The following is a 24,277-nucleotide window of genomic DNA, read 5'->3' on the forward strand; positions in this document are numbered from 1 at the left end:
TGGAGGTGGCCCCGGCGTACGACCACGCCGAGATCACCTCGGTCGCCGCCTCCCACGTCGCCTACGACCTGATCAGCCTGTTCGCCCTCGAGGAGAACGACGATGAGTGACTCCCCAGCCCTGACCGAGGTCGAGCAGTACGGCGTCGAACGCATCCCCGACGCGGACCGCACCGCAAGACCCTTCGACCTGTTCCGTGTGGCGTTCGGCGGTGCCAACACCTTCGCCACCTGCGTGCTCGGCGCTTTCCCGATCCTGTTCGGACTGTCGTTCCGGCAGGGGCTCGCGGCGACCGTGCTCGGCCTGGTGGCGGGGTCGCTGATCCTGGCGCCGATGGCGGTGTTCGGCCCGCGCAACGGCACCAACAACGCGGTGTCGTCCTCGGCGCACCTGGGCGTGCACGGGCGGATCGTCGGATCCTTCCTGTCGCTGCTGACGGCCGTCGCGTTCTTCTCCATCTCGGTGTGGTCCTCCGGCGACGCGCTCGTCGGCGGCGCGCACCGACTGGTGGGCGTGCCGCAGGATGACTGGGTGTTCGCGATCGCGTACGCCATCTTCGCGTTGCTGGTGCTGACGGTGTGCGTGTACGGATTCCGCTTCATGCTCTTCGTCAACAAGATCGCGGTGATCGCGGCCTCGGCGATGTTCGTGCTGGGCTTCTTCGCCTTCGCCGGCGACTTCGACCCGGGCTACCAGGGCGTCTTCGAGTCGGTCTCCTCGCCGGGCTTCTGGCCCGCGTTCATCGGCGCGGCCCTGATCGTGCTCTCCAACCCGGTGTCGTTCGGCGCCTTCCTCGGCGACTGGGCCCGCTACATCCCGGCGGACACCCCGCGCCGCAAGGTCGTGACGGCGGCGTTCGCCTCGCAGATCGCCACCATCCTGCCGTTCTTCTTCGGCCTGGCCACCGCCTCGATCATCGCGGGGAAGGCGGCGGAGTACATGGACCCGAACGCGCCGAACTACGTGGGCGGCCTGCTGGCGATCTCGCCCGGCTGGTACTTCCTCCCGGTGTGCCTGCTCGCCCTCATCGGAGGCATGTCCACCGGCACCACCTCGCTCTACGGCACCGGCCTGGACTTCTCCAGCGTCTTCCCCCGGTTCAGCCGGGTGCGGGCGACCCTGTTCATCGGCGTCCTGTCGATCGGCTTCATCTTCGTCGGCCGCTTCGCCGCCAACCTGGCGCAGTCCATCTCGACCTTCGCCACGCTGATCATCACCTGCACCGCGCCCTGGATGGTGATCATGATCCTCGGCTTCGTGACCAGGCGCGGCTGGTACGACCCGGACGCGCTCCAGGTGTTCACCCGGCGCCAGCGCGGCGGCCGCTACTGGTTCGCCCACGGCTGGAACTGGCGCGGCATGGGCGCCTGGTTCGCCTCCGCCGTCCTGGCCCTGACGTTCGTCAACCTGCCGGGGCAGTTCGTCGGACCGCTCGGCGACCTGGCGGGCGGCATCGACCTCTCGCTCCCGGTCGGCCTGGGCGTCGCCGCCGTCCTCTACCTGGCGCTGCTGTGGATCTTCCCCGAGCCGCGCGAGGTCTACGGCCCCGAGGGGCCGCGCCTGGTCCCCGCCTCGGACGCGCCCGTCCGGCCGATCACCACCCAGGACGGCACGCCCGTCGCCGCCACGGTCGCCGAGGGGTTCTGAGACGGCCGTGCGCATCGTGGACCTCTCCGTGCCCCTCACCACCGGGATGCCGGTCTACCCCGGCGACCCGAGGGTCACGGTCGCCCCGGCGCTGCGCGTCGCCGACGACGGGGTGAACGTCCTCCACCTGGACATGGGCTCGCAGTCCGGCACCCACGTCGACGCGCCGTTCCACATCGACGACGCGCTGCCGACCCTGGACCGGCTGCCCCTGGAGAGGTTCTGGGGCGAGGCCGTCGTGGTGGACGCCCGCGGCGCGGACCCGCGCTCACCGCTCGGCCCGGCCCTGTTCGAGGGCCGGGCACGGGCGGGGGCGATCGTGCTGGTGGCCACCGGCTGGTCGCGGCACTGGGGCACGGACGCCTACCTGGACCACCCGTACCTGACGCGGGAGGCCGCCGAGTTCCTGGTCGCCGCCGGGGTCCGCACCGTCGGCGTCGACGCGCTCAGCGTCGACCCGACCCCGTGCGACGACTTCCCCGCCCACCGGGTCCTGTGCGGCGCCCACGCCGTCATCGCCGAGAACCTCGCCGGCCTCGACCCGCTGCTCGACGCGCAGGCGGCGGGGGAGCCGGTCGAGGTCTCCCTGCTGCCGCTGAGGCTGCCCGCCGCCGACGGGGCCCCGGTGCGGGCCGTCGCCCGCGTCGGCCGTCGCCCCGCCCAACCCGCCCCGACAAGCCGGACAAGCCCGGCACGGGAGCGCCACCGATGACCGACGAGGTCCTCGGTGCCGCCGACGCGCTGGTCTCCGCCCTCGGCGAAGGCCGCCTCGACGACCACTGCGCGGCGTTCGCGCCCGACGCGACGTTCGTCTTCCCCGCCACGCCCGAACGCCTCGCCTCCACCGCCGATGCGGCCGATGCCGCCGAGGCGTGAGGCCGGCCGGCGGCGTCGGCGGTGGGACCGGTCGTGGGATCAGTCGAGGTCGTCGAACATGGCCAGCAGCGTCCGCTCGTCCACCTCCGGCGCCCGGTGCCCGTCGCGCAGCGACTGCTCGGCCCACACCGTCTTGCCCCGCGGCATGTAGCGGGCACCCCAGCTGTCGGTGAACTGCGCCACCAGGAACAGGCCGCGTCCGCCCTCCTCGGTCACCGCGGCGCGTCGGATGCGCGGGGAGGAGTTGCTGCGGTCGGAGACCTCGCAGATCAGTGCCGTGTCGCGCAGCAGCCGCAGTCCCACCGGACCCTCGCCGCCGTACCGCACGGCGTTGGTGACCAGTTCGCTGACCACCAGGCCGGTGCTGTCCTCCAGCTCCGACAGGCCCCACTCGGCGAGCTGCCGGCTCGTCAGCGCCCTGGCCTCGGCGACCATCGCCGGGTCGGCGGGGAGTTCCCAGGACGCCACTTGGTCGTCGGGCAGCGAGTGCACCCGGGCCAGCAACAGGGCCACGTCGTCGCGCTGGTCGCCGAGCAGCAGGGTGCCGGTGATCCGGTCGCAGATCCCCTCCAAGGACGGGCCCTCGCCGCGCAGGGCGGCCAACAGCTGCTCCGTCCGCGTGTCGGTGGTCTCGTAGGCGCGTCCCTGCTTGAGCAGGCCGTCGGTGTAGAGCGCCAGCAGGCTGTCCCTGGGCAGCTCGACGGTGGCGGACTCGTACGGCTGGAGCCTGCCGAGCCCCAGCGGCGGGCCGGTCGGCGGATCGAGCAGCCGGGTGGTGCCGTCCGGCAGCGCCAGCGCGGGCGGCGGATGCCCGGCCGCGGCCGCCGTGCAGGTGCAGGACACCGGGTCGTACACCGCGTACAGACAGGTCGCCGCCATGGCCGGGTCGTCGGGGGTGCGGCTGACCAGATCGTCCAGGTGCGCCAGTATCTCCTCGGGCGGCAGGTCCAGGTCGGCCAGGGTGCGCACGGCCGTGCGCAGCCGGCCCATGGTGGCCGCCGCGTGCAGGCCGTGGCCCGCCACGTCCCCGACGACCAGCGCCACGCGCAGTCCGGACAGCGGGATCGCGTCGAACCAGTCGCCGCCGACTCCGACCCGGGTGTCCGCGGGCCGGTAGCGGAAGGCGAGGTCGACGGCGTTCAGCCGGGGTGTGTCGCGGGGCAGCAGGCTGTGTTGCAGGGTCAGGGAGGCGTCGTGCTCCCGGCTGAAGCGGCGGGCGTTGTCGAGGCTGATCGCGGTACGGGTCGCCAGTTCGTCCGCCAGGACCAGATCGTCCTCCTCGTAGGGCCGGGTCCTGCCGCGGCGGTAGAACCCGACCAGGCCCAGGACCGCCCCCCTGGCGCACAGCGGGGCCCCCAGGTAGGAGTGGTCGCCCTCGCCGAGCAGGTCCAGGGGGTGCGCCCCCTTCGAGAAGTGCGTCGCCGGGGCGGTGTTCGGCACCGAGTCCGCGACCGGCCGCCTGCCGGCGATGGCCCGGGCCTGGGGCGTGCCGGCCGTGTAGCCGAGGGGGACGTCCGCCCGGTCGGTCCGCGTCCCTCCGAGGTCCCCGTCGGTCCGGACGACCACCCGGCGCAGCGCCGTGCCGATGTCGAGCGGCCCCGACGGGGGTTCCTCGCCCGCCAGGACGCCCTCGACCAGGTCCACCACGACGATGTCGGCGAAGTACGGCACCGTGACCTCGGACAGTTCCTCGGCGGTGCGCCGCATGTCCAGGGTGGTGCCGACGCGCGCGCCGGCGTCGTTCAGCAGGGACAGCCGCCTGCGCGCCTCGACGGCGAGGCGGCCCACGCTCGGTTCGCCCACCAGCAGCAGCCAGGCGTCGGGGTGGTCGGCCGGTTCGACGGGCCCGCTCCGGGCCTTCCGCGGCCGCTCGGCGGGGGACTCGGCGGGGGAGGACGGGCGCAGCAGCGGAACCCTCCGGCCGTTCGGGGCGGTCGCCGTGGCCGGGGGCGCCGGGACGGCCGTGTCGTCCATGGGCGCGAAGCTGACCTCGACGGCCGCGCCCTCCGTGTCGCCGTGGTGCAGCGGCCGGCAACGGAGGGTGGCCGTCCGGTCGCCCGCCAGCTTCACCTCGGCGAACGACCGGTTCCCCGAGGAGATCAGCTCCGTGGCGTTCTCCAGCAGCGTCAGGCGCTCCTGCCGGGTGAGCGGAGGCGCCTTCCCGCCGGGGTGGACCGGCTGCCCCGAGCCGAGGTCGAGCCGGGCGTGCCCGCCGCGCTCCCTGTCCCGGAGGAACGAGGCCATCAGCTCCCGTTCCCTGACCGTGCTCAGCTCCAGCAGACGCTCCCCGACCCGGTCGGCGGCCTCCTGGAGCACCAGCGCCATGCCCGGGTCGGCCTGGTCCCGGGGGACGGAGAGGTTGATCGCGCCCTGCACGGCGCCGCCGATCGGGTCGCACACGGGTGCGGCCATGCAGGTCAGCGCCTGGAGACGGTGCAGGAAGTGCTCCTGGCCGATGACGACGAACGGTGCCCTGGTGCTCAGGACCATGCTGACGCTGCTGGTGCCCATGAAGCGCTCGTCGACGTTGGCGCCCGGCACCAGGGAGGCGGCGTCCATCAGGTCCAGCCCCTTGGGATCTCCGCGCCGGTCCACGATGTGCGCCCGCGCGTCGGCCAGCACCACGGTGACCGGCATGCCCGAGAACCGCTCGTACAGGTGTTCCAGCACCGGGGCCGCGGCCCTGAGCAGCCGTGAGTCCGGGTCCAGGTCGCTCTCGACCGGCAGCGTGGTGTTCTCGCGGTCGATGCCCAACAGCCGCGAGCGCCGCCAGGACGCGAGGATCTCCGCGCGCACCTCGGCATCGGGCGACCGCTCGTTCCGGTCGGCCCCCGAGGGCGTCCGATGCGAATCCACAAAGCCATGCTAAACGAGCAAATCAGACATTTGTCTGTTGGGTGTCTGTTGGGGCTGTTCCGTACGGCCGTCCCGGCGCTCTCCCCCCGGCATCGGACGCGGAGAGGCGCCGAGGAGCCGTCGCACACCGGGTGACGGACCGGGAACCGACCGTGTGACGTCCGCGACGCGACCGGTGGCCGAATTCGGCGGTCCGGTGCCCCGAGCGGAAATGGATCCGCCGGCCACGCGGTTGTGCCGGGCGTCACAGAAGAGCACCCCTGGGGAGACGTCATGAAGATCGGCATCATCGGCGCGGGCAACATCGGCGGCAACCTCACCCGACGGCTCACCGCCCTCGGACACGAGGTTTCCGTGGCCAACTCGCGCGGCCCGCACACCCTGACCGCCCTGGCGGAGGAGACCGGTGCCACGCCGGTCCGGGTGGAGGAGGCGGCGCGCGGCGCGGAGGTCGTCGTGGTCGCCATCCCGCTCGGGAACGTCCCGGACCTGCCGTCCGGCCTCTTCGAGGAGGCGGCCGAGAACGTCGCGGTGATCGACACCGGCAACTACTACCCCCGGCAGCGCGACGGAAGAATCGCCGAGATCGAGGAGGGGCTGACCGAGAGCCGCTGGACCGAGCGGCACCTGGGCCATCCGGTGGTCAAGGCGTTCAACGGCACGTACGCCCAGGACATCCTCGACAGGCCGCGCCCCCAGGGCCACCCGGAGCGCATCGCCCTGCCGATCGCCGGTGACGACGAGGCCGCCAAGGAGGTCGTCCGCGCCCTCGTCGACGAACTCGGCTTCGACACCGTGGACGCGGGTGGCCTCGACGACTCCTGGCGCCAGCAGCCCGGCACCCCCGTCTACGGACTGCGCGCCGGTGTCGAGGGAGTCGCCAAGGCGCTGGCGGAGGCGTCCCCCGAGCGGCCCGAGGAGTTCCGCGGGTAGGCGCCTTCGCGCGCGTCCCGCCCGTCTCCGGCGCCTCGGTCCGACCAGGGCGGCCCGACCAGGGCGCCGCCTCACGGCCGAGGGCGCCGGAGACCGCCTCGCCGGTCCGCCCGCCGCGCGTCGGACGGCGTGGCGCCGCGGGGCAGCAGGAGCACCGACGCGGCCGGGACGGCGGCGAGAACGAGCCAGGGCACGGCCGGCGGCAGGCCCGTGTCGAGGAGGGAGCCGGTCGCCGCGCTGCCGGCGAGGACGATCAGGCCGGAGACCGACGAGAGCGCCCCGGTGTAGAGGCCCAGCCGGCCGTCCTCGGCGAGGTCGGGCACCCACGCCCGGGCGGCCGGCACGATCAGCATCTGGCCGAGGGTGAGCAGGACGACGAAGCACGCCGCGGGCACGAGTCCCGCGGTCCCCGTCGGGTCGGCCGGACGGGCGGCGGCCACGACGGCGAACCCGGCGGCGACGAGCAGCAGTCCGGCGGCCATGGCGCGGCGCGGGGCCAGCCGGTCCCCCACCCGGCGGGTGACCGGCAGTTGGGCGGAGACCACCAGCAGGGAGGAGAGGGCGAACAGCCAGGCAAGGGGCGCCTGCGAGCCCGTCGCGCGCTCCACCTCGTCCGGAAGGGCCAGGTAGAGCTGGTTGTACGCCAGCAGATAGGAGCCGTACGCGCAGCACAGGGCCAGGAAGCGGCGGTCGCGCAGCATGGTGCGCACACCGCCCCGACCGCCGCCCCGGGCGCGGTCGGGGGCGCGCCGCGGCAGCAGCCACGCGTGTCCGGCCAGGATGAGGACGAAGACCCCGGCGCCGGCGAGGCACGCGGTGCGGAAGTCCACGGTGAGGAGGAGGGCGCCGAGCAGCGGGCCGACGAAGGCCCCGGCCTGGCCCGCGACGGTGAACAGGGCCAGGACGCGGGTCCGGGACCCGTTGCCCGCCCGCTCCCAGCGGACCGCCTGCCGGGCGACCTCCGACTCCACCGCCGGCGAGAACAGTGCGGCGGCGAAGCCGATCAGCAGGACCGCGCCGATGACGGCCCAGGTCCGCTGCGCGTGTCCGAGCCAGCCGAAACCGACGATCCGCAGGGCGCAGCCGGCGAGCACCACCGGCCGCACGCCGTACCGGTCGGTCAGCGCCCCGCCGACCACGAACAGCCCCTGCTGACCGAAGGTGCGCAGGCCCAGGACGAGTCCGACCAGCCAGCCCGCCAGGCCCAGCGCGCCGCCGAGGTGTCCGGCGAGGAACGGCAGCACGGCGTAGAACCCGATGTTGAAGGCGAGTTGAGTGAGGATCAGCAGGCGCAGGAGGGGGGAGAGGGGCGGCCGGGGCCGGCCGGTCCGCCGTTTCGGGGCCGGTCCGGGGCGGCGCGCCGGAACTCGGGAGATCGGGTCCGTCATGTGGGGTCCTCGACGGCGGCCACGGTCGTCTTCCATGGCACCGGGATCGGTTCGGACGGTGGTCGAAGGGGGACGGAGCGGCTCGGCCCGGACCGCGGGCGCCACCGGGGCCGGCGCGGCAGCCGCACCCCGCCCGCACCGTCCCGCCCGGCGCGTACGGACCGTGGCCGAATGCCGCCCGTGCGGGCGAGGAGACGAGGCGAATCGGGTAACGCTGCCCTGGGACCCCACCACGACGAGGGCGCCGCCGACCGTCGGAAACGGACGGGCACCCGGCCCGGCGACGGCGCGGACGTCCCCTGACGCACCCGGAGGAACAGCCATGAAGCGCCGGACCCTGTTCACCACCACGGCCGCGCTCGCCGCCGTGGGAGCCGCCCCGCGAACGGCGGCGGCGGACTTCCGCGGGAGAGGCGGCCGGGTCGCCGAGAACCTCTCGATGCCCAGCGCCGTCCTGGGCACGGACGTCCTCTACTCCCTCTACCTCCCGCCCGGCTTCACCGGGGACGAGCACCGCGACGACGGACGGACCCTCCCGGTGCTCTACCTCCACCACGGCAGCGGCGACGACAACACCGCCTGGCTGCGCAAGGGCGACGCCCAGGCCGTCCTGGACCGGGCCGTGGCCCGCCGGGAGATCCCCCCGACCGTGGTGGTCATGCCCGACGCCCGGCGCGACACGACCCGGCCCGCCGGAGGCCAGTACCTGACCTACCACATGAACGACGCGGACGGCTCCCACCGCTACGCGGACATGTTCGTCGAGGAGTTCGTCCCCTTCGTCGAACGGCGCCACCGCGTCGGCGGCACATCCGGACGCCGCTGCGTCGGCGGACTGTCGATGGGCGGATTCGGCGCCCTGTCCTACGCGCTGCGCCACCCCGGCATGTTCGCCGCCGCCTTCTCCCTGAGCACGGGCTTCCGCACCGACGAGCAGATCGTCGCCCTCGACATGGACGCCTACAACCACCGGTACGGCCGCGCCTGGGGCGAGGACCTGGAGGGCGAGGCACGACTGAACGACCTCTACCGCCACTGGAACCTCCTGAACGCCATCGACCGCACTCCCGCGGACGTCCTCTCCCGCACCGCCTGGTTCCTGGACTGCGGCGCCTACGACGGCCTCTTCGAGGGCAACGCCGACCTCCACCTCGCCCTGACCCGCAAGGGCGTCCCCCACCGCTTCATGTCCCGGGAGGGCGGCCACGACTGGGCCTACTGGACCTCCGGCCTGCCCATCGCGCTCGGCTTCCTGGCCGGCCACCTCGCCTGAGACGGGCGCGGGAGGGACACCCCGGGCGGCGGCTCAGGAACGCATCGCGAGCAGCGCGTACAGCAGCGGGACGCGCGGGTCGGAGTCCGGCAGCCGCCACCCGCCCGACTCCGTGCGGACCATCCGCGACCAGCGCGGCCACGGCAGCTCGTCGCTCTCCCGGAGTCGGGCGATCGTCAGCCCGGCCCCGACGAGCGCGTCGACCACCTCGCCGAGGCCGTGCGACCACTCGTAGGCGTCGGTGGCGCCCTCGACGGGCGGCCCGTCGGTGTAGGTGCGCGTCGCGTCACGGCGGACGGCGCCGCGCCCGCCCAGATAGTCGTGGCGGAGCAGCAGTTCGGGCCCCTCGCCCTCGGCCGGCACGGGACCGAGCGCCACCAGGAGCGGATGGAACTCGACGATGTGCAACCGTCCCCCGGGGCGCAGCAGTTCGGCGACGACCCGCGCCCACCGGTCCAGGTCCGGGAGGTAGCACAGGGCGCCCTTGCCGGTGTGGACGAGGTCGAACCGGCGTCCGCCCAGAACCTCGACGGCGTCGTAGACGTTGCCCTGGACGTACTCGACGTCCAGCCCCGAGCGGGCGGCCAGGCCCCGGGCCGCGGCGACGGAGGCGCCCGACAGGTCCAGGCCGGTGGTCCGCGCCCCGCGCGCGGCGAAGGCGAGGGTCTCGGTGCCGAGGTGGCACTGGAGGTGCAGGACGTCGAGGCCGGCCGGGTCCCCGATGTCCTCCCACTCGTGGGGGGCGAACCAGCGGGCGGACAGGGCGGAGGGGTCCTCGACCCCGTCGACGCCGTAGAACCGGCTGGCGAGGTGAACGGGGGTGCGCGCGTCCCAATTGGCCTGGTTGGCGCGGAACATCTCCCGGACGGCCGGGTCGAAGTCCCGCTCGCTCGGCCGGACGGCGGGGCCGTCCCGGCCTTCCCGTAACGGCTCCGGCCTCGGCGGGTGTGCGGATGTCTCGGTCATACGGCCATCAAACCGCGTGCGCCGCCCCGAGGGGGACCGTTCACACCGACGGGACGCGTCCGTGGGAGCCCCGCCCCGGTTGCGCCGCCGCGCCCGCCGGCCCGGAGGAGGACCGGCGGGCGCGACGGCGCGCGGGCGCCGGCCGCGGCGTCCGTCAGGCCAGGTGCACCTCCAGCGCCGTACGGACCGCGGACTCCAGGGCCCCCTCGATCCAGGCGGGCTTCACGGAGGTGTGGTCCCCGGCGAAGTGCAGGGGGCCCTCGGGCGTGCCGACGACCGGGAGGAGTTCGGTGTGCTGTCCCGGCAGCAGCACCGACGCCTCGCCGTAGGCGTACGGGTCCCGCATCCAGCTCTGGGTCCGCCCGGCCCCGGTGTAGAAGACCTCCACGCGCTGCCCGTACACCTGCTGGAGGCCGCGCAGGGCGTGCGGATACCGGGCCTCGTCGTCCAGGGAGTCCCACCGCATCGCGTCGTCGGCCCAGCTGTAGGAGGCCAGGACGACCCCGCCCTCGCTGCCCTCCACGCGGTGCGAGGGATTGAACATGAACCGGTTGGGGTTGTCGGAGACCGAGCCCCCGCCGATCACCCCTGCCGCCTCCGGCTGCTCGCGCGCGCTCCAGCGGTTGGCCGCGTAGTGGACGCGCTGCGCGGGGGAGATGTGCCCCTTCGGCACCGAGGGGTGCGCCCCCAGCAGGCTGCCGTCCCCCGGCGCCCGGCCCGTGCGGTAGTCGTCGTACAGCCCCGGCCGCACCTTCTCCAGCTCGCGCCGCCAGTCGGCCTCGTCGAACTCCCACCAGCGGCGGCTGAACTCCAGCAGCACCTTGGTGGCGCTGTCGTAGTGCATCTCGGTCACCGCACGGCGCTTGCCGTAGGACAGCGGCGGGGCGATCTGCACGTGCCGCAGGCCGGAGAAGGGCACGGTGACGATGGCGTGGTCGGCGGTGAACTGCTCGCGCACCACCGTGCCGTCGCGGCCCTCGGAGACGGTGTCGACCCACACCCGCGGTCCGTCCTCGCGGACGTGCTCCAGGTCGCCGTCGGCCCGTTGCGGATGGACGTACTCGATGCGCGTCACCCGCCGGTCGAAGCGGACCTCCTTGCGCACCTTCGCCAGCAGCGCGTCGGGCAGCACCGCCGTGCCGCCCTCCAGCTCCCAGAAGGCGGTGTCGGGGCTGATCAGCGAGGAGCCGACGAAGCTGTGGAGGAAGGAGAGCGGGAGCCGGGAGGTGAGGTTCTCCAGGGTGCCGATCAGGTCCACGGTCCGCTCGTCCAGACCCGCGTGCTCGGTCAGGAAGCGGAACATCGACCAGTCGCCGAACCGCTGGAGGACCCGGGCCCAGCCCTCCACCCGCTCCGGCAGCGGCTTGTCGACCCGCTTGCCGTCCTCGCCGACCGTGCTGAACTCGTCGCGCACCGGGTCCAGCGCCTGCCGCAGGATGACGGACGCCGGGGTGTCCCAGTACGCCTCGGGCACCCCGAAGGACCGGTTGATCCGGCGCGGGGACCGGGCGTAGTCCGCCCGGCGCATCCGGATGCCGTTGACGTGGATCCAGGTGCGGTTGGCCGGGCGTCCCTCGGGATCGACGTCCACGTAGTGGAAGCGGCGGCGCTTCAGCCCGAGCCGGTCGATCAGCCCGATCACCAGCGGATGGCTGCCGGGGATGCGCATCGCCCCGGCCTCCGCGTACTGCCGGGGATCGGCGAAGGGCTGTGCGGCCTTCTCGTGGCCGCCGGTGCGGAAGGTCTTGATGCGCCCGCCGGCCCGGTTGCCGTTCGCCTCCACCACCGTCACCTCGTGCCCGGCCTCCTTGAGCAGCCAGGCGGCGACCAGCCCGGCCGGCCCGGCGCCGACGACCAGGATCTTCTTCGGGGACGCGGCCCGCGTCCGGGGCAGGCCGGTCTCGTGCAGGATCCGGGCGTAACGCGGCACGAGCGGCCGGTTCTTCTCGTCCAGGACGAGCAGGGCGCGGGCGACGGTGAGGCAGGTCTCCCAGTCGGCGCCGGCGCGCGCCGGCCGGGCGGGTGCCGACGCCGCGGAGACGGCGGCGGAGGCGGGGGCGGTGGCGGTCGTGGCCGACAGTCCGGCGGCGGCCGCCGCCGTCCCGGCCGCGGTGGTGAACCGACGACGGGTCAGTGACACGGACGGGCCCTCGGGGCCGTGATCGTTCGTCATGCGTCCCTGAATAGCGGCGCGTCGGGGCGACACGCCCGGGAAAATCCGAACAAGAGCGATAATCGCCCGATCGGGTAAGCGCTCGTTTCCGGGGTGCGCCCCACCAGTGCGTCGTCCGCCCCGGAGATCGGGGAAGTTCCCCGGCGGGAACGGGTTTCGGACCGCCGGGACGAGGTCGGTCGCCCGTCTCCGCGGTGACCGCGCGGCTCTCGGGAGCGGGGCCTAGCCCAGCCAGTGGCGACGGCCCAGGTTGATCAGCCGCAGCCGGCGGCGGGCGACGGACGCCACCCGTTCCGCCGCCGCTTCCGGGTCCTCCTCCTCGACGGCGTCCAGGAAGCCGGATGCCGTCATCACCATCTGGTCGACGTAGACGCCGCCGAGCATGCGCAGGTCGTCCTCGCTCCACCCCCGGGTGTCGGGGTGTCGGGCGCACTCGACGGCCACCTCCTCGGCGAAGCGGCGCAGTTGGGCACCGATCGCCTCGCGCACCGGCCGCACCCCGCCGTGCCGCTCGCGGATGATGAAGCGGATGTGGGCGGGACGGTCGCGGACATGGCGGGCGATCAGGTCGACCGTGCGGTCGATGCGCTCCCCGTCCCGGCTCTCGCGGGTGTCGGCGAGGATGGCGGCGATCGTGTCGTGCAGGCCGTCGAGGGCCTCCTCGACGAGGGCGACACCGAGCTCGGCCGTGCTCTCGAAGTGCCGGTAGAACGCGGCGGGAGCCACGCCGACCGCCCGGGTCACCTCGCGCAGGCCCAGGCCGCTCAGGCTCTGGTGCTCCAGCAGCCGCAGGGCGGCGTCCAGCAGCGCCCGGCGGGTCCGCTGCTTCCGCGCTCGACGGATTCCGGCCGACGGGACGGTGTGGCTCATGTCGTTCAGTAAACAACGAGGCCCGGCGGAGTCGCGCCGTAGGCGGGTTTGAACCCATCGTTCAGTGAACACTCGTACACTGAATGCCGAAACCCCTCGGCGCCGTCACGGCGCCCGGACGGTGGGTCCGCTACACGAAAGGCAGATCGTGTTCTTCCTCGTCGCAGCGCTTCTGCTCCTCGGGGTCCTGCTCGGCTCGGTCGCGCACCTGCCGGTCCCGGTCAGCCTCGTGGCCGGCGCGGTGATCGCCGGGTGGCTCCTCGCCTTCGCCGTCCGCGAGCGACGCGGACGGCGGAGGCGGAACCGTCCGGAAGGAGTGTGAGACATGGCATCCACCGCCCACAGCCGCAGGTACACGACCTCCCGGGACCCGGACGACATGGCCGTGGCCTCCTTCGTGCTCGGGCTGGTCGGCCTGCTGGTGATGAACCTCCTCCTCGGGCCCGTCGCGATGGTGCTGGCCCTCCTCGCCCTGCGGTACGGCACGGCCCGCAGGGGCCGTGCCGTCCTCGGACTCCTCCTCGGCGTCTGCGACCTGGTGGTCCTGGGCGTGCTGGTGGACCTCGACAACACGGTGTCCTGGTCCTTCTGAGGCCTCCTCGGCCCGTCCGGGACCGTCAGGCGTCAGGGGCGTCCGAGGGGGACGCGTTCAGCATCCGGGCCGCCATCTCCCGCATCTCGACCTTGCGGACCTTCCCCGTGACGGTCATGGGGAAGGCGTCCACGACGTGCACGTAGCGGGGGATCTTGAAGTGGGCGAGCCTGCCGTCGCAGAACTCCCGCAGGGCCTCCGCGGTGAGCGGCTCGGCGCCGTCCCGCATCCGCACCCAGGCCATCAACTCCTCGCCGTACTTCGGATCGGGCACCCCGATGACCTGGACGTCGAGGATGTCGGGGTGGGTGTGGAGGAACTCCTCGATCTCCCGCGGGTACACGTTCTCCCCGCCGCGGATGACCATGTCCTTGATCCGGCCGGTGATGGAGACGTACCCCTCGTCGTCCATGACCGCCAGGTCGCCGGTGTGCATCCACCGGGCGGCGTCGATCGCCTCGGCCGTCTTCTCCGGCTCCTCCCAGTAGCCGAGCATGACCGAGTAGCCGCGGGTGCACAACTCCCCGGGCTCGCCGCGCGGCACGGTCAGACCCGTCCGCGGGTCCACCACCTTGACCTCCAGGTGCGGACCGACCCGGCCGACGGTCGACACGCGACGCTCCACCGGATCGTCCGCGCGCGTCTGGGTCGACACCGGGGAGGTCTCCGTCATCCCGTAGCAGATGGAGACCTCCGCCATGCCCATGCGCCCGATGACCTGCTTCATCACCTCGGCCGGGCAGGGGGAGCCCGCCATGATCCCCGTGCGCAGGCTGGAGAGGTCGTAGGAGTCGAAGTCGGGATGGGCCAACTCCGCGATGAACATGGTCGGTACGCCGTAGAGGGAGGTGCACGACTCCTCCGCGACGGCCGCCAGCGTGGCCCCGGGGTCGAACGCGGGACCCGGGATCACCATGGCCGCGCCGTGGCTGGTGCACGCCAGGTTCCCCATCACCATGCCGAAGCAGTGGTAGAAGGGCACCGGGATGCAGACGCGGTCCCTCTCGGTGTAGTGGCACAGCTCGCCGACGAAGTAGCCGTTGTTGAGGATGTTGTGGTGCGACAGCGTCGCCCCCTTGGGGAAGCCGGTCGTCCCCGAGGTGTACTGGATGTTGATCGGGTCGTCCGGGCTCAGCGTGGCGCCGCGCTCGGCCAGCGCCGCCGGGTCGGCCCGGCGCCCCTCCTCCAGCAGGGAGTCCCAGTCCGGACCGTCGAGCAGCACCACACGCTCCAACGCCGGGCAGCGCGGCCGCACGTCGTCGATCATGCCCGCGTAGTCGGAGGTCTTGAACTTCTCCGCGGCGACGAGCAGCCGGATCCCGGACTGGTTCAGCACGTACTCCAGCTCGTGGACGCGGTAGGCCGGGTTGACGTTGACCAGGACGGCCCCGATCTTGGCGGTGGCGTACTGGGTCAGCGTCCACTCCGCGCGGTTGGGGGCCCAGATTCCCACCCGGTCGCCCTTGGCGATGCCCAGGCCCAGCAGGCCGAGCGCGAGCGCGTCGACGTCCGCGGCGAACGCGGCGTAGCTCCAGCGACGGCCGGTGGCCCGGTCCACCAACGCGTCCCGGTCGGGGAAGGCCAGCACCGTCCTGTCGAGGTTCTCGCCGATCGTCTCCCCCAGCAGAGGCACGTCACAGGCCCCTGACGCGTAGCTCGGCGCAGTCCGTGGTGACGGCACGATGTACCTCCTGGCGTTTACGGCGGGGTTACGGCGACTTATGATCCGCGTCACACGGATGGCCGACCACCCCCGAAAGAGGTAGGGGCACATGCATGTCGTTCCGGACGCGCCGGCGCGTCCCGATGACGGGGACGCCTTCCGCGGCGCCCTGCGGCTGACCCGGCGGCGGACCGGTCTGCCCGTCGTCTTCGCCGGCCGGGTGAACGACGGGGTCCTGACGTTGTCGCAGTTCATCGGCACCCGGACGGCGGGGATGCACGGGCTCGACGTCTTCTCCGGCACCGGACTGGGAGGACGGGCCCTGGCCATGCGGCGGCCCGCCACCGTGGCCGACTACCGGGCGGCCGACACCATCACGCACGATTACGACGCCGTGGTGGCCGCCGAGGGCATCCGGGCGATCACCGCCGTGCCGGTCGTGGTGTCGGGCACGGTGCGGGGAGTCCTCTACGGCGCCTCGCGCGGCCCGGCGCCGCTGGGGGACCGGGCGGTCGACACGATGGTCGACGCCTCGCGGCACCTGGCCGGCGAGATCGCCGTACGGGACGAGGTCGACCGGCGGCTGCGGATCCTGAACGCCGTGGAGGCCGACAGGGGCTTCACCGGGGACCGGGCCGCCACCGAGGAGCTCCGCGCGGTCCACGCGGAGCTCCGCGTCATCGCCAAGGCCGTGCAGGACGACGCCCTGCGCGACCGGCTCCTGGAGGCGTCCCGCCGCCTGGCCCGTCTCGGCACCGAGGCGCGTCCGCCCGCCGCCTCGCCGCTGTCGCCGCGGGAGGTCGACGTCCTCGCGCAGGTGGCGCTGGGGTGCGGCAACGCGGAGGTCGCCAGGCGGCTGTCCCTGCGGCCCGAGTCCGTCAAGGCCCACCTGCGCAACGCCATGCGCAAGCTCGACGTCCACAACCGCTTCGAGGCCGTGGTGGCCGCCCGCCGGCGCGGTCTTCTGCCCTGAGCGCGTCCGGCGCGACGGGCCGGACCCGTTCCGAGCCGGTCGCGGGCGGCGTGCGACGGGCGCCGCGGCGGTGACGGAGTCCCAGGTCGGCCCGCTCGTCCGGGGCCGACCTGGGCCGGTCGACGGACGGGGCCGGGGGTAGGCTGCGAAAGAGCCGTCGGCGGGCATCCCGGCCGACGGCGGCGGTGCCCGCCGGTGTCCTGGACCGGTTCGGCGAAGGAGCGGAGTGCGGCGGTGGAACGGATGGAACTGGGCAGAGCGGTGTCCACGGCACGGGAGATCGCCGAGGGAGTGCTGGCTCCGGAGGCGGCTGCCGTGGACGCCGAGCGGCGGTGGCCCGACAAGGGCATGGAGGCCCTGCGGACCCGGTTGGGCGGGCTGGTGGTGCCCGAGCGCTTCGGCGGCATGGGACACGGCCTGCTGGCGGTGGCCCAGGTCGGCGAGGCGACGGGACGGGCGTGCGCGTCGACGTCGATCTGCTTCGGGATGCACCTGGTCGCCTCGGCGGTGATCGCCGCGAAGGCCGGGGAGAAACAGGGGAAGCGCTACCTGGAGCCGATCGCGGCCGGGGAGCACCTCACGACCCTGGCCCTGTCGGAGCCGATGACGGGCGGCGAGTTCTGGCTGCCGCAGACCCGCATGGAGCGCAGCGGGCCGGGCCGGCTGCTGCTGACCGGGGCCAAGAGCTTCGTCACCAACGCCGGCCACGCGGACTCCTACGTGGTCTCCACCGTCGCGACCGGCCCCGGAACGCCCCCCGGCCAGTTCTCCTGCACGGTCGTCGACGCCGACACGCCGGGGCTGGTGTGGGGGCCCGACTGGGAGGGGTTCGGCATGCGCGGCAACGCCTCGCGCGGCCTGGAACTGCCCGGGGTGGAGATTCCGGACTGGTGCCTGCTGGGGGAGGAGGGCGACGAGATCTGGTACGTGTTCAACGTCGTCGCCCCCTACTTCCTGATGGCCATGGCCGGCACCTATCTGGGGGTCGCCGCCGCGGCCCTGGAGGAGGCCCGCGTCCATCTGCTGCGCCGTCGGCGGGCGCGCACCGGCCGGAGCGCGGCCGGCCTGCAGGTCGTACAGCACCGGCTGGGCACGATGTGGGCCCGGGTGGAGCGCACCCGGCGGCTGATCTACCACGCGGCGGCCGAGGCGGAGATCGGCGGCCCGGAGGCCCTGCCGGGGCTGGCCTCGGCCAAGGCCGAGGTCGCCGACGCGGCGGAGGAGACCGTCAACGACGCCCTGACCCTGGTCGGCGGGATCGGCTACGGCGAGCACTCGCCCCTCCACCGGATGCTGCGCGACGCCCGCGCCGCCCATGTGATGTCCCCGGTCACCGACCTGCTGCGGGTGTGGACCGGACGGGCCCTGCTGGACGAACCGTTGCTGACGGACTGACCGTGGCCGACGAGAGAGTCCGCATCCTGCTGGTGGAGGTCGCCTCCGAGACCGCGAGGGACCTGGAGGCCGCGCTCGGCCCGACGGCCGACGTGGTCGCGGTCACGGCCGGGGAGGTGCTGACGCGCACCGCCGGGGAGCCCGGCGGACGCCACCCCACGGTGGTGGTCGTCGGCCCGCGGCTGTCGGCACCGGTCGGCCTGGTCCACGCCGTGCGCCCCCACCCGACGGACCTGGGGGTGGTCGTGATCGCCGACCCCGCCACCGAGAACAAGCTCACCACGCTGCCGACGCTCTTCTCCGCCGATCTGGTCCGCCGAGTGCCCGCGGGCGAGCCCGCCCGGCTGTCGGAGGCGGTCCGCGAACTCCTGGCGGGGACGACCGACCGGCGCGCCCGGGCCGCGGTGCGGGAGGTGGCCCAGCGGCAGTTGGCCGCGGGCGGGAGGATCGGCGGACAGCGAGGCGAGCGGCTGCTGGGCGAGTTCCTCGCCCAGGCGCCGATCGGCGCGCTCATGCTGGACGAGGACGGATCGGTGATCGCCTGGAACCGCAGGGCGGCCGACGTCCTGGACCTGACCGACCCCGGGGCGTTCCGTCGGCCGCTGGTCGAGCTGTTCCCCCCGGACGACCGGGCCGCGCTGCGCCGGCACCTGGCCACGTCCGCCGAGCACCCCTCGCCCGGTCCCGACGTGGTCTTCGAGCGCGTCACGTCCGACGGCACCGGGCAGGCCCTGCGCCTGGCCTCCCAACAGGTCCTGGACCTCGACGGCCGTCGGCGCGTCCTGGTTCTCGCCGAGGACGTCACCGACCGCCTGCACGCGCAGCGGAAGCTCGCCGAACGCACCGGCCACGCCCTGCTCGGCGCGGAGGTGGCCGCGGCCATGACGGCCGCCGGACCGCTGAGCGAACGCCTGGACCGCTGTGTCAGGGCCACCGTGGACCGCCTGGGCGCCACCCGCGTCTGCATCTGGACCGTGAAGCCGTCCGGCGAGCCGGAGCACGTCTCCTGCGCCGGGGACGACGAGGGCGACGCCGCCGTCCACCCGGGCGTCGAGCGGGAGCTGGTCGACCGGATCATCGCCGAGCACCGCCCCCACCTGGACATCGTGCGCCCCGGCGATCCGCGCGCCGCGTCCCGCGGGTCGTTCGCCGGCTATCCGCTGATATCCGGCGGGGAGCTGATGGGGGTCCTGTCGGTGACCACCCGGCTGGCCCTGCCCGGGACGACGCTGTCCGTCCTGGAGAGCATCGCCGACCAGATGGCCGTCGGCATCCAACAGGACCGTCTGCTGCACCGGCTGCGCGCCGCCGCCCAGGCGCTGGAACGCCCGCTGCTCCCGCCCCGCCTGCCCGACCTGCCCGGCTTCGACCTCGCCGCCCGCTACCACCCCTTCGGCAACAGCCTGCACATCGGCGGTGACTTCTACGACGCCTTCACCGCCGCCGACGGCCGCCACGTCCTGGTCCTGGGGGACGTCTGCGGCAAGGGGCCGAGCGCCGCCGCCATCACCGGCCTGGTCCGCCACACCCTGTGGGCCGCGGCCCAGCACACCTCCGACCCCGCCCACGTCCTCGCCCTCGTCAACCACGCCCTGCGCCGCCAGAACACCCCCTTCTGCACCCTGACCTACGCCGTCCTGGAGCCTTCCGACACCTCCGCACGCGTCCGGCTGGCCTCCGCGGGGCACCCCGCGCCCCTGCTGCGCCGCGCCGACGGCGACACCTCGCCGCTGGAGGTCCACGGCCCGCTCCTGGGCGTCCTGGAGGCGCCGCACCATCCGGTGATCGAGCTGGACCTGCGTCCCGGCGAGACCCTGGTCCTCTACACCGACGGCTTCACCGAGGGGGCCGGCGCGGAGGACCGCAGGGAGTCCGAGGACCTCGCGGCCCTCGTCTCCGGGATCCCGCTGCCCCCCGGCACCGAGCGTCCCGCCGACCGCGTCGTCGCGGCCCTGCTGGAGGACGCCCACGCCTGGTGGGGCGAGCGACTCCGCGACGACCTGGCCGTCCTCGCGCTGACCGCCCTCGCCCCGGCCGGCGGCCCGGCGGCCTGAGCGGGCGCGCGGCGCCCCGCCGGGACGGACACGGGCCGGGTACCGTCGGGCCTCAGTCCTCCGCGCGCCCGCGGGGACCGGAGCCCAGGCGGTCGATGCGGGCGAGGATGTCGGCGAAGTGGCTGTCGATCGCCTCGGCGGCGCGGTCCGGATCGCGGGCGCGCAGTGCCTCCACCACCCGGCGGTGCTGCCGCACGACCTGCTCGTGGTCGGTCTCGGGCTTGCCGAGTTCGTGCTCCAACTGCCGGTAGACGTCCCAGAAGAGGGCGATGAGCTGGAGGACCACGGCGTTCCCCAGCGGTTCGTACAGCAGCTCGTGGAAACGGCGGTCGTGCCCGGCCCGGCCCTCGGCCCCGTCCGCGGCGAGCGCCTCCAACTCGCGGTCCAGCCGGTCCAGATGGGCCTCGGGCAACTCGACCGCGGCGCGCCGGATCAGCCCGCCTTCGAGCAGGGCGCGCACCTCCACGATGTCGTGCAGCGCCCGGTGGTCCTCGCGCTTGACGGCCAGTCGGGTGTGGAAGAGCAGACCGGGCGCCAGCGACCGCAGTTGAGGGGTGCCCACATAGGTGCCGTAGCCGTGGCGGATGTCGACGATCCCGAGGGCCTGGAGGCTCTTGAGCGCCTCGCGCACCGAGTTGCGGCTGACGCCGAGCGCGCGCATCAGCTCCTGCTCGGCGGGGAGCGCGTCGCCCGGGTCGAGGTCCAGCGCCATGATCAGCTCGACGAGCCGGTCCTGCACCGTCGGTCGACGATCCCGCCGGCCGGTGAGCAGGGTCTTGTGGAGCGATGACATGGGCTCTACGTTACCCCTACTCCTAGGACATCCTACCTCCTACGTCCTACCTCTGACGCACCGTCCGGAGGAGAGCCGCATGACCCCATCGAGCACCGCGCCGCGCCGCCGGCGCGAGGAACTGTCCGCGCAGGACTGGAAGGCGTTCACCGCCGCGTGGCTCGGCTACGCCATGGACGGCTTCGACTTCGTCCTCATCACCCTGGTCCTGACCGAGATCGCCCGGGACTTCGACCTCTCTCCCGTCACCGCCGCCACGCTGGTGTCGGCGGCCTTCGTCTCCCGTTGGTTCGGCGGCCTGGCCATCGGCGCTCTCGGCGACCGCTTCGGCCGCCGCCCGGCCATGGTGCTGAGCATCACCCTGTACGCCGTGGGGACCGCGCTGTGCGGCTTCGCCTGGGACTACTGGTCGCTGTTCGCGTTCCGCATGGTCGTCGGCCTGGGCATGGCCGGCGAGTACACTGCCGGCGCCACCTACGTGATCGAGAGTTGGCCGAAGCACCTGCGCAACACCGCCAGCGGCCTGCTGCTGTCCGGCTACCCGATCGGCACCGTGCTCGCCGCCGAGTGCTACGCCTGGGTGGTGCCGAACAGCAACTGGCGGGTGCTGTTCTGGATCGGCATCCTCCCCGTCGTCCTGGCCGTCTGGCTGCGCAGGCGACTGCCGGAGGCGAAGGACTGGCAGGAGGCGTACGGCAGGGGCGAGCGCCCGGTCAGCGCCACCGGCATGTTGTTCTCCGGCCGCAGGGCCCTGTGGAACCTCCCGCTGTGCGTGGGGGCCGCGCTCGCCGTCTTCCTCGTGCTGCGCGACCAGTCGGTGCTCGTCGGCCTGCTGCTGGTCGTGGTGATCGCGGCGTGCTTCGTCGCGCTGGCGGTGCAGTTCGCCGGGCGGCTGTGGCCGGTCCTGGTGGCCCTGATGGTCACCGTCTTCTGCGCCTTCCTCTACTCCTGGCCGTTGCAGTCGCTGCTGCCCACCTACCTCAAGACCGAACTCCACTACGACCCCGGCCAGGTGTCCGACGCCCTGCTGTACGCGGGGCTCGGCTACGCCGCGGGCAGCGTGCTCACCGGTTGGCTCGGCGACCGCTTCGGCACCCGCCGCGCCTACGCCGGCATGCTGGTCGCGTCCCTGGCGGTCGTCTGGCCGGTGTTCGCGATCGGCGAGGGCAACACGGTGGCGCTGTGGGTGCTGCTGTTCCTGCTGCTGGCCACCAGCCAGGGCGCCTCCGGCGTCCTGCCGAAGTACGTCTCCGAGCACTACCCGATCCGGTTCCGCGCCGCGGGACTGGGCTTCAGCTACAACGTCGGCGCGCTGGGCGGCGCCGCCGCGCCCGTGCTGGGCACCCGGTTGGCGGAGCCGTTCGGCCTCGGCACGGCGATCGCGGTGCTGGCGCTCGGCCTGACCGCCGTGGTGGTGTTGCTGGTGGGCCTCGACGTGCCCGCCCGTATCCAGCGGTGGGCCGACGCCCGCCGGGCGGCGCGGTCGCCCGGCCCGCCCCGGTTCCCCCATTCCCCGGAGACGAGTGAGAAGGTCTGATGTTCCACGGAGTCGTCCCTCCTCTGTGCACCCCGCTGACCGAGAACGGCGAGGTCGACACCGCGTCGCTGGAACGCCTGTGCGGCTTCCTGCTCGACGCGGGGGTCCACGGCCTGTTCGTGGGCGGATCCACCGGGGAGATCTCCCAACTCACCGACGAGGCGAGGGCCACCGCCCTGCGCACCGTCGTCGGCACCGTCGCCGGCCAGGTCCCCGTCCTGGCCGGCGCCATCGACACCGCCACCCCCCGCGTCCTGGCCCACGCGCGCGCCGCCCAGGAGTCGGGCGCCGACGCGGTGGTGGTCACCGCCCCCTTCTACGTCGGTGTCGCCCCGCCCGAGACGCGGGCCCACTACCGACGGCTGGCCGCCGCCCTGGACGTCCCCCTGGTCGCCTACGACATCCCCTCCAACGTCGGTCGCAAGCTGTCCGTCGACCTGCTGGCCGAACTGGCCCACGACCGCCTGATCGTCGCCGTCAAGGACTCCAGCGGCGACCTGGAGTCCTTCCAGCGTCTCCTGGAGGCCACCCACGGGACCGGCGTCGCCTGCCTGACCGGCTCGGAGAACCTCGCCGACCTGGCCCTGCTGCGCGGGGCCCACGGCGTCGTCCCCGGTCTGGGCAACGTCGACCCCCACGGCTACCTGCGGCTGTACCGGGCGGCGCGGGCCGGGGACTGGGCCGCCGCCCGCGCCGAACAGCGGCGGCTGACCCGGCTGTTCGGCATCACCACCGTCGCCGACCCCGCCCGGGTCGGCCCCATCTCCGCGGCCCTGGGCGCCTTCAAGACCGCCCTCGTCCTCCGCGGCGTCGTCGACCGCCCCGACACCCTCCCCCCGCTGCTGCCCCTGACCGAGAGCGAGACCGAAGGGATCGCCGCCCACCTCGCCGACGTCGGCCTCCTGCCGGAGGCGGACGCACGGAACTGACCCCGCGCGGCACGCGAGCGCGCCCCCGAAGGAGGAAGGACCGACCATGCCCATCCACCGAAGGCACTTCGCCGCCCTGCCGCTGGCCGTGGCCGGCACCGCGTTGACGGCCCGTGCCGTACACGCCGCCGGACGCGGCCGGGAGGGGGAGGCCGTCGCCACGTCCTCCGTCCCCTTCGTCTCCGGCACCGAGGGGTACGACACCTTCCGCATCCCGGCGATCGTGCGCACCCGGCGCGGCACCCTGATCGCCTTCGCCGAGGGCCGCGCGGCGTCCGGCAGCGACACCGGGGAGATCGACGTCGTCGCCAGGCGCTCCATCGACGGCGGCCGCACCTGGGGCCCGCTGATCCGGGTGAAGGGCGGGGACGGCGACACCCACGGCAACCCCGCCCCGGTCGTGGACCCGCGCACCGGCCGCGTCACCCTGCTGACCTGCCGCAACGCCGCCGGCGTCACCGAGCGGCAGATCATGGCCGGCGAGGCGACCGCCGAGCAGACCCGGCGGGTGTTCGTCCAGCACAGCGACGACGACGGGCGCGCCTGGTCGGAGCCCGTCGAGATCACCGCCGACGTCAAACGCCCCGACTGGCGCTGGTACGCGACGGGCCCGGGCCATGCCCTGGCGCTGACCGTCGGACCGTACCGAGGCCGTCTGGTCGTCCCCGCCAACCACTCCGTCGCACCGCCCCCCGGCTCGTCCGACACCGGCACCGAGGCCAGGTACTACGGCGGTCACTGCTGCCTCAGCGACGACGGAGGGCGCACCTGGCGCATCGGCTTCGTCGACGACACCCCGGACGGGGAGGTCAACGCCAACGAGAGCACCGCCGCCCAACTGCCGGACGGCCGGATCTACTTCAACGCACGCGACCAGAACGGCACCGCGGAGGGCACGCGCTGCGACGCCCACAGCGCCGACGGGGGCCGCAGCCTGGTCCGCCCCTACCGGCCGCAGCCCGGTCTCGTCGGCCCCGTCGTCCAGGGCAGCGTCCTGCGACCGGCCGGCGGGCCGCTGCTCTACGCCGGTCCCGCAGACCCCACCGCACGGGCCCGGATGACGATCCGGGCCTCCACCGACGACGGCACCCGCTGGACCGTCGTCCACGAGGTGTCGGACCTGCCGGCCGCCTACAGCGACCTGGTGCAGGTCGACCGGAACACGATCGGCCTGCTCTACGAGACCGGCGAGGAGCGGCCGTACGAGACCATCGGCTTCGTCCGCCTCCCGCAAGCCGCCCTGCGGCCGACCGCGTGACGGGTCGTCCGGGGGAGAGGGCGCGCGCCGAACCCCGCGACGGCGGGTGGGACGGCGGGGGAGTGCTCCCGAAGGGCCCGACGCCCCTCGGGAGCACCGTC

The 24,277-nt window shown here is 73.8% G+C and carries 19 protein-coding genes and 1 pseudogene; 13 read left to right on the plus strand and 7 right to left on the minus strand.

What is annotated here, in order from left to right:
* From ABD335_RS06555 to ABD335_RS06570, 4 genes and pseudogenes are all read left to right on the plus strand, one after another.
* A pseudogene (locus ABD335_RS06555) lies at positions 1 to 110 on the plus strand (agmatinase); the annotation flags it as partial.
* Positions 103 to 1,647, plus strand: a complete 1,545-nt coding sequence (locus ABD335_RS06560) for a purine-cytosine permease family protein (RefSeq protein WP_344321143.1) — start codon at positions 103 to 105, stop codon at positions 1,645 to 1,647. The pseudogene ABD335_RS06555 and the gene ABD335_RS06560, both read left to right, overlap by 8 nt.
* A 7-nt stretch (positions 1,648 to 1,654) precedes the next feature.
* Complete coding sequence (locus ABD335_RS06565; RefSeq protein ID WP_344321144.1) at positions 1,655 to 2,359, plus strand: cyclase family protein; 705 nt, start codon at positions 1,655 to 1,657, stop codon at positions 2,357 to 2,359.
* The gene (locus tag ABD335_RS06570) at positions 2,356 to 2,523 is read left to right on the plus strand and encodes a hypothetical protein (protein WP_344321145.1); all 168 of its coding nucleotides are present in this window, start codon (positions 2,356 to 2,358) and stop codon (positions 2,521 to 2,523) included. The genes ABD335_RS06565 and ABD335_RS06570 overlap by 4 nt, the downstream gene beginning before the upstream one ends.
* A 39-nt stretch (positions 2,524 to 2,562) precedes the next feature.
* Here the strand turns inward: ABD335_RS06570 and ABD335_RS06575 are convergent, their stop codons facing one another.
* The gene (locus ABD335_RS06575) at positions 2,563 to 5,379 is read right to left on the minus strand and encodes a SpoIIE family protein phosphatase (RefSeq protein WP_344321146.1); all 2,817 of its coding nucleotides are present in this window, start codon (positions 5,377 to 5,379) and stop codon (positions 2,563 to 2,565) included.
* Between the two features lie 273 nt (positions 5,380 to 5,652).
* Between ABD335_RS06575 and ABD335_RS06580 the strand changes: the two genes are divergently transcribed.
* Complete coding sequence (locus ABD335_RS06580; RefSeq protein ID WP_344321147.1) at positions 5,653 to 6,312, plus strand: NADPH-dependent F420 reductase; 660 nt, start codon at positions 5,653 to 5,655, stop codon at positions 6,310 to 6,312.
* 71 nt (positions 6,313 to 6,383) lie between these two features.
* Here ABD335_RS06580 and ABD335_RS06585 read toward each other — a convergent pair whose 3' ends face one another.
* A complete protein-coding gene (locus ABD335_RS06585) occupies positions 6,384 to 7,700 on the minus strand; it encodes an MDR family MFS transporter (RefSeq protein WP_344321148.1) in 1,317 nt (438 codons plus the stop codon).
* A 322-nt stretch (positions 7,701 to 8,022) separates the two neighbouring features.
* Between ABD335_RS06585 and ABD335_RS06590 the strand changes: the two genes are divergently transcribed.
* Positions 8,023 to 8,973 carry an alpha/beta hydrolase gene (locus ABD335_RS06590; RefSeq protein WP_344321149.1) on the plus strand — a complete coding sequence of 317 codons (951 nt, stop codon included), beginning with the start codon at positions 8,023 to 8,025 and terminating at the stop codon, positions 8,971 to 8,973.
* A gap of 33 nt (positions 8,974 to 9,006) precedes the next feature.
* Here ABD335_RS06590 and ABD335_RS06595 read toward each other — a convergent pair whose 3' ends face one another.
* From ABD335_RS06595 to ABD335_RS06605, 3 genes are all read right to left on the minus strand, one after another.
* Positions 9,007 to 9,831, minus strand: coding sequence for a class I SAM-dependent methyltransferase (locus tag ABD335_RS06595; protein ID WP_344321234.1), 825 nt, complete (start codon positions 9,829 to 9,831; stop codon positions 9,007 to 9,009).
* 262 nt (positions 9,832 to 10,093) lie between these two features.
* Entirely contained in the window at positions 10,094 to 12,112 is a 2,019-nt protein-coding gene (locus tag ABD335_RS06600; protein ID WP_344321150.1) for a flavin monoamine oxidase family protein, read from the minus strand.
* Between the two features lie 222 nt (positions 12,113 to 12,334).
* On the minus strand, positions 12,335 to 12,982 hold the full coding sequence (locus tag ABD335_RS06605) for a TetR family transcriptional regulator (RefSeq protein WP_344321151.1): 648 nt from the start codon (positions 12,980 to 12,982) through the stop codon (positions 12,335 to 12,337).
* 325 nt (positions 12,983 to 13,307) lie between these two features.
* Here ABD335_RS06605 and ABD335_RS06610 point away from each other — a divergent pair, with 325 nt between their 5' ends.
* Positions 13,308 to 13,574 (plus strand): DUF4190 domain-containing protein, encoded by a 267-nt coding sequence (locus ABD335_RS06610; protein WP_344321152.1) that lies wholly within the window; start codon positions 13,308 to 13,310, stop codon positions 13,572 to 13,574.
* Positions 13,575 to 13,599: 25 nt separating this feature from the next.
* On the opposite strand, the gene ABD335_RS06615 is transcribed toward ABD335_RS06610, so the two are convergent.
* Positions 13,600 to 15,207, minus strand: a complete 1,608-nt coding sequence (locus tag ABD335_RS06615; RefSeq protein ID WP_425583558.1) for an AMP-binding protein — start codon at positions 15,205 to 15,207, stop codon at positions 13,600 to 13,602.
* 139 nt (positions 15,208 to 15,346) lie between these two features.
* On the opposite strand from ABD335_RS06615, the gene ABD335_RS06620 reads away from it, so the two are divergent.
* The 3 genes from ABD335_RS06620 (at position 15,347) to ABD335_RS06630 (ending at position 19,659) form a co-directional block, all read left to right on the plus strand.
* Positions 15,347 to 16,210 carry a helix-turn-helix transcriptional regulator gene (locus ABD335_RS06620; RefSeq protein WP_344321153.1) on the plus strand — a complete coding sequence of 288 codons (864 nt, stop codon included), beginning with the start codon at positions 15,347 to 15,349 and terminating at the stop codon, positions 16,208 to 16,210.
* 243 nt (positions 16,211 to 16,453) lie between these two features.
* A complete protein-coding gene (locus tag ABD335_RS06625; protein WP_344321236.1) occupies positions 16,454 to 17,605 on the plus strand; it encodes an acyl-CoA dehydrogenase family protein in 1,152 nt (383 codons plus the stop codon).
* A gap of 2 nt (positions 17,606 to 17,607) precedes the next feature.
* Positions 17,608 to 19,659: a SpoIIE family protein phosphatase gene (locus tag ABD335_RS06630; protein WP_344321154.1), complete on the plus strand. Its 2,052-nt coding sequence runs from the start codon at positions 17,608 to 17,610 to the stop codon at positions 19,657 to 19,659.
* Between the two features lie 52 nt (positions 19,660 to 19,711).
* Here ABD335_RS06630 and ABD335_RS06635 read toward each other — a convergent pair whose 3' ends face one another.
* Positions 19,712 to 20,452 carry a FadR/GntR family transcriptional regulator gene (locus ABD335_RS06635; protein WP_344321155.1) on the minus strand — a complete coding sequence of 247 codons (741 nt, stop codon included), beginning with the start codon at positions 20,450 to 20,452 and terminating at the stop codon, positions 19,712 to 19,714.
* A gap of 79 nt (positions 20,453 to 20,531) precedes the next feature.
* Here ABD335_RS06635 and ABD335_RS06640 point away from each other — a divergent pair, with 79 nt between their 5' ends.
* Genes ABD335_RS06640 through ABD335_RS06650 form a run of 3 tightly spaced genes read left to right on the plus strand, consistent with a single transcriptional unit; the run spans position 20,532 to position 24,176 of the window.
* On the plus strand, positions 20,532 to 21,989 hold the full coding sequence (locus ABD335_RS06640; RefSeq protein WP_344321156.1) for a sialate:H+ symport family MFS transporter: 1,458 nt from the start codon (positions 20,532 to 20,534) through the stop codon (positions 21,987 to 21,989).
* On the plus strand, positions 21,989 to 22,918 hold the full coding sequence (locus tag ABD335_RS06645) for a dihydrodipicolinate synthase family protein (RefSeq protein ID WP_344321157.1): 930 nt from the start codon (positions 21,989 to 21,991) through the stop codon (positions 22,916 to 22,918). The genes ABD335_RS06640 and ABD335_RS06645 overlap by 1 nt, the downstream gene beginning before the upstream one ends.
* Positions 22,919 to 22,964: 46 nt before the next feature.
* Positions 22,965 to 24,176: a sialidase family protein gene (locus tag ABD335_RS06650; protein WP_344321158.1), complete on the plus strand. Its 1,212-nt coding sequence runs from the start codon at positions 22,965 to 22,967 to the stop codon at positions 24,174 to 24,176.
* Positions 24,177 to 24,277: the final 101 nt, after the last annotated feature.

The sequence above is a fragment of the Streptomyces macrosporus genome (assembly GCF_039533145.1).
In the GTDB taxonomy this organism is placed as follows: Bacteria; Actinomycetota; Actinomycetes; order Streptomycetales; family Streptomycetaceae; genus Streptomyces; species Streptomyces macrosporus.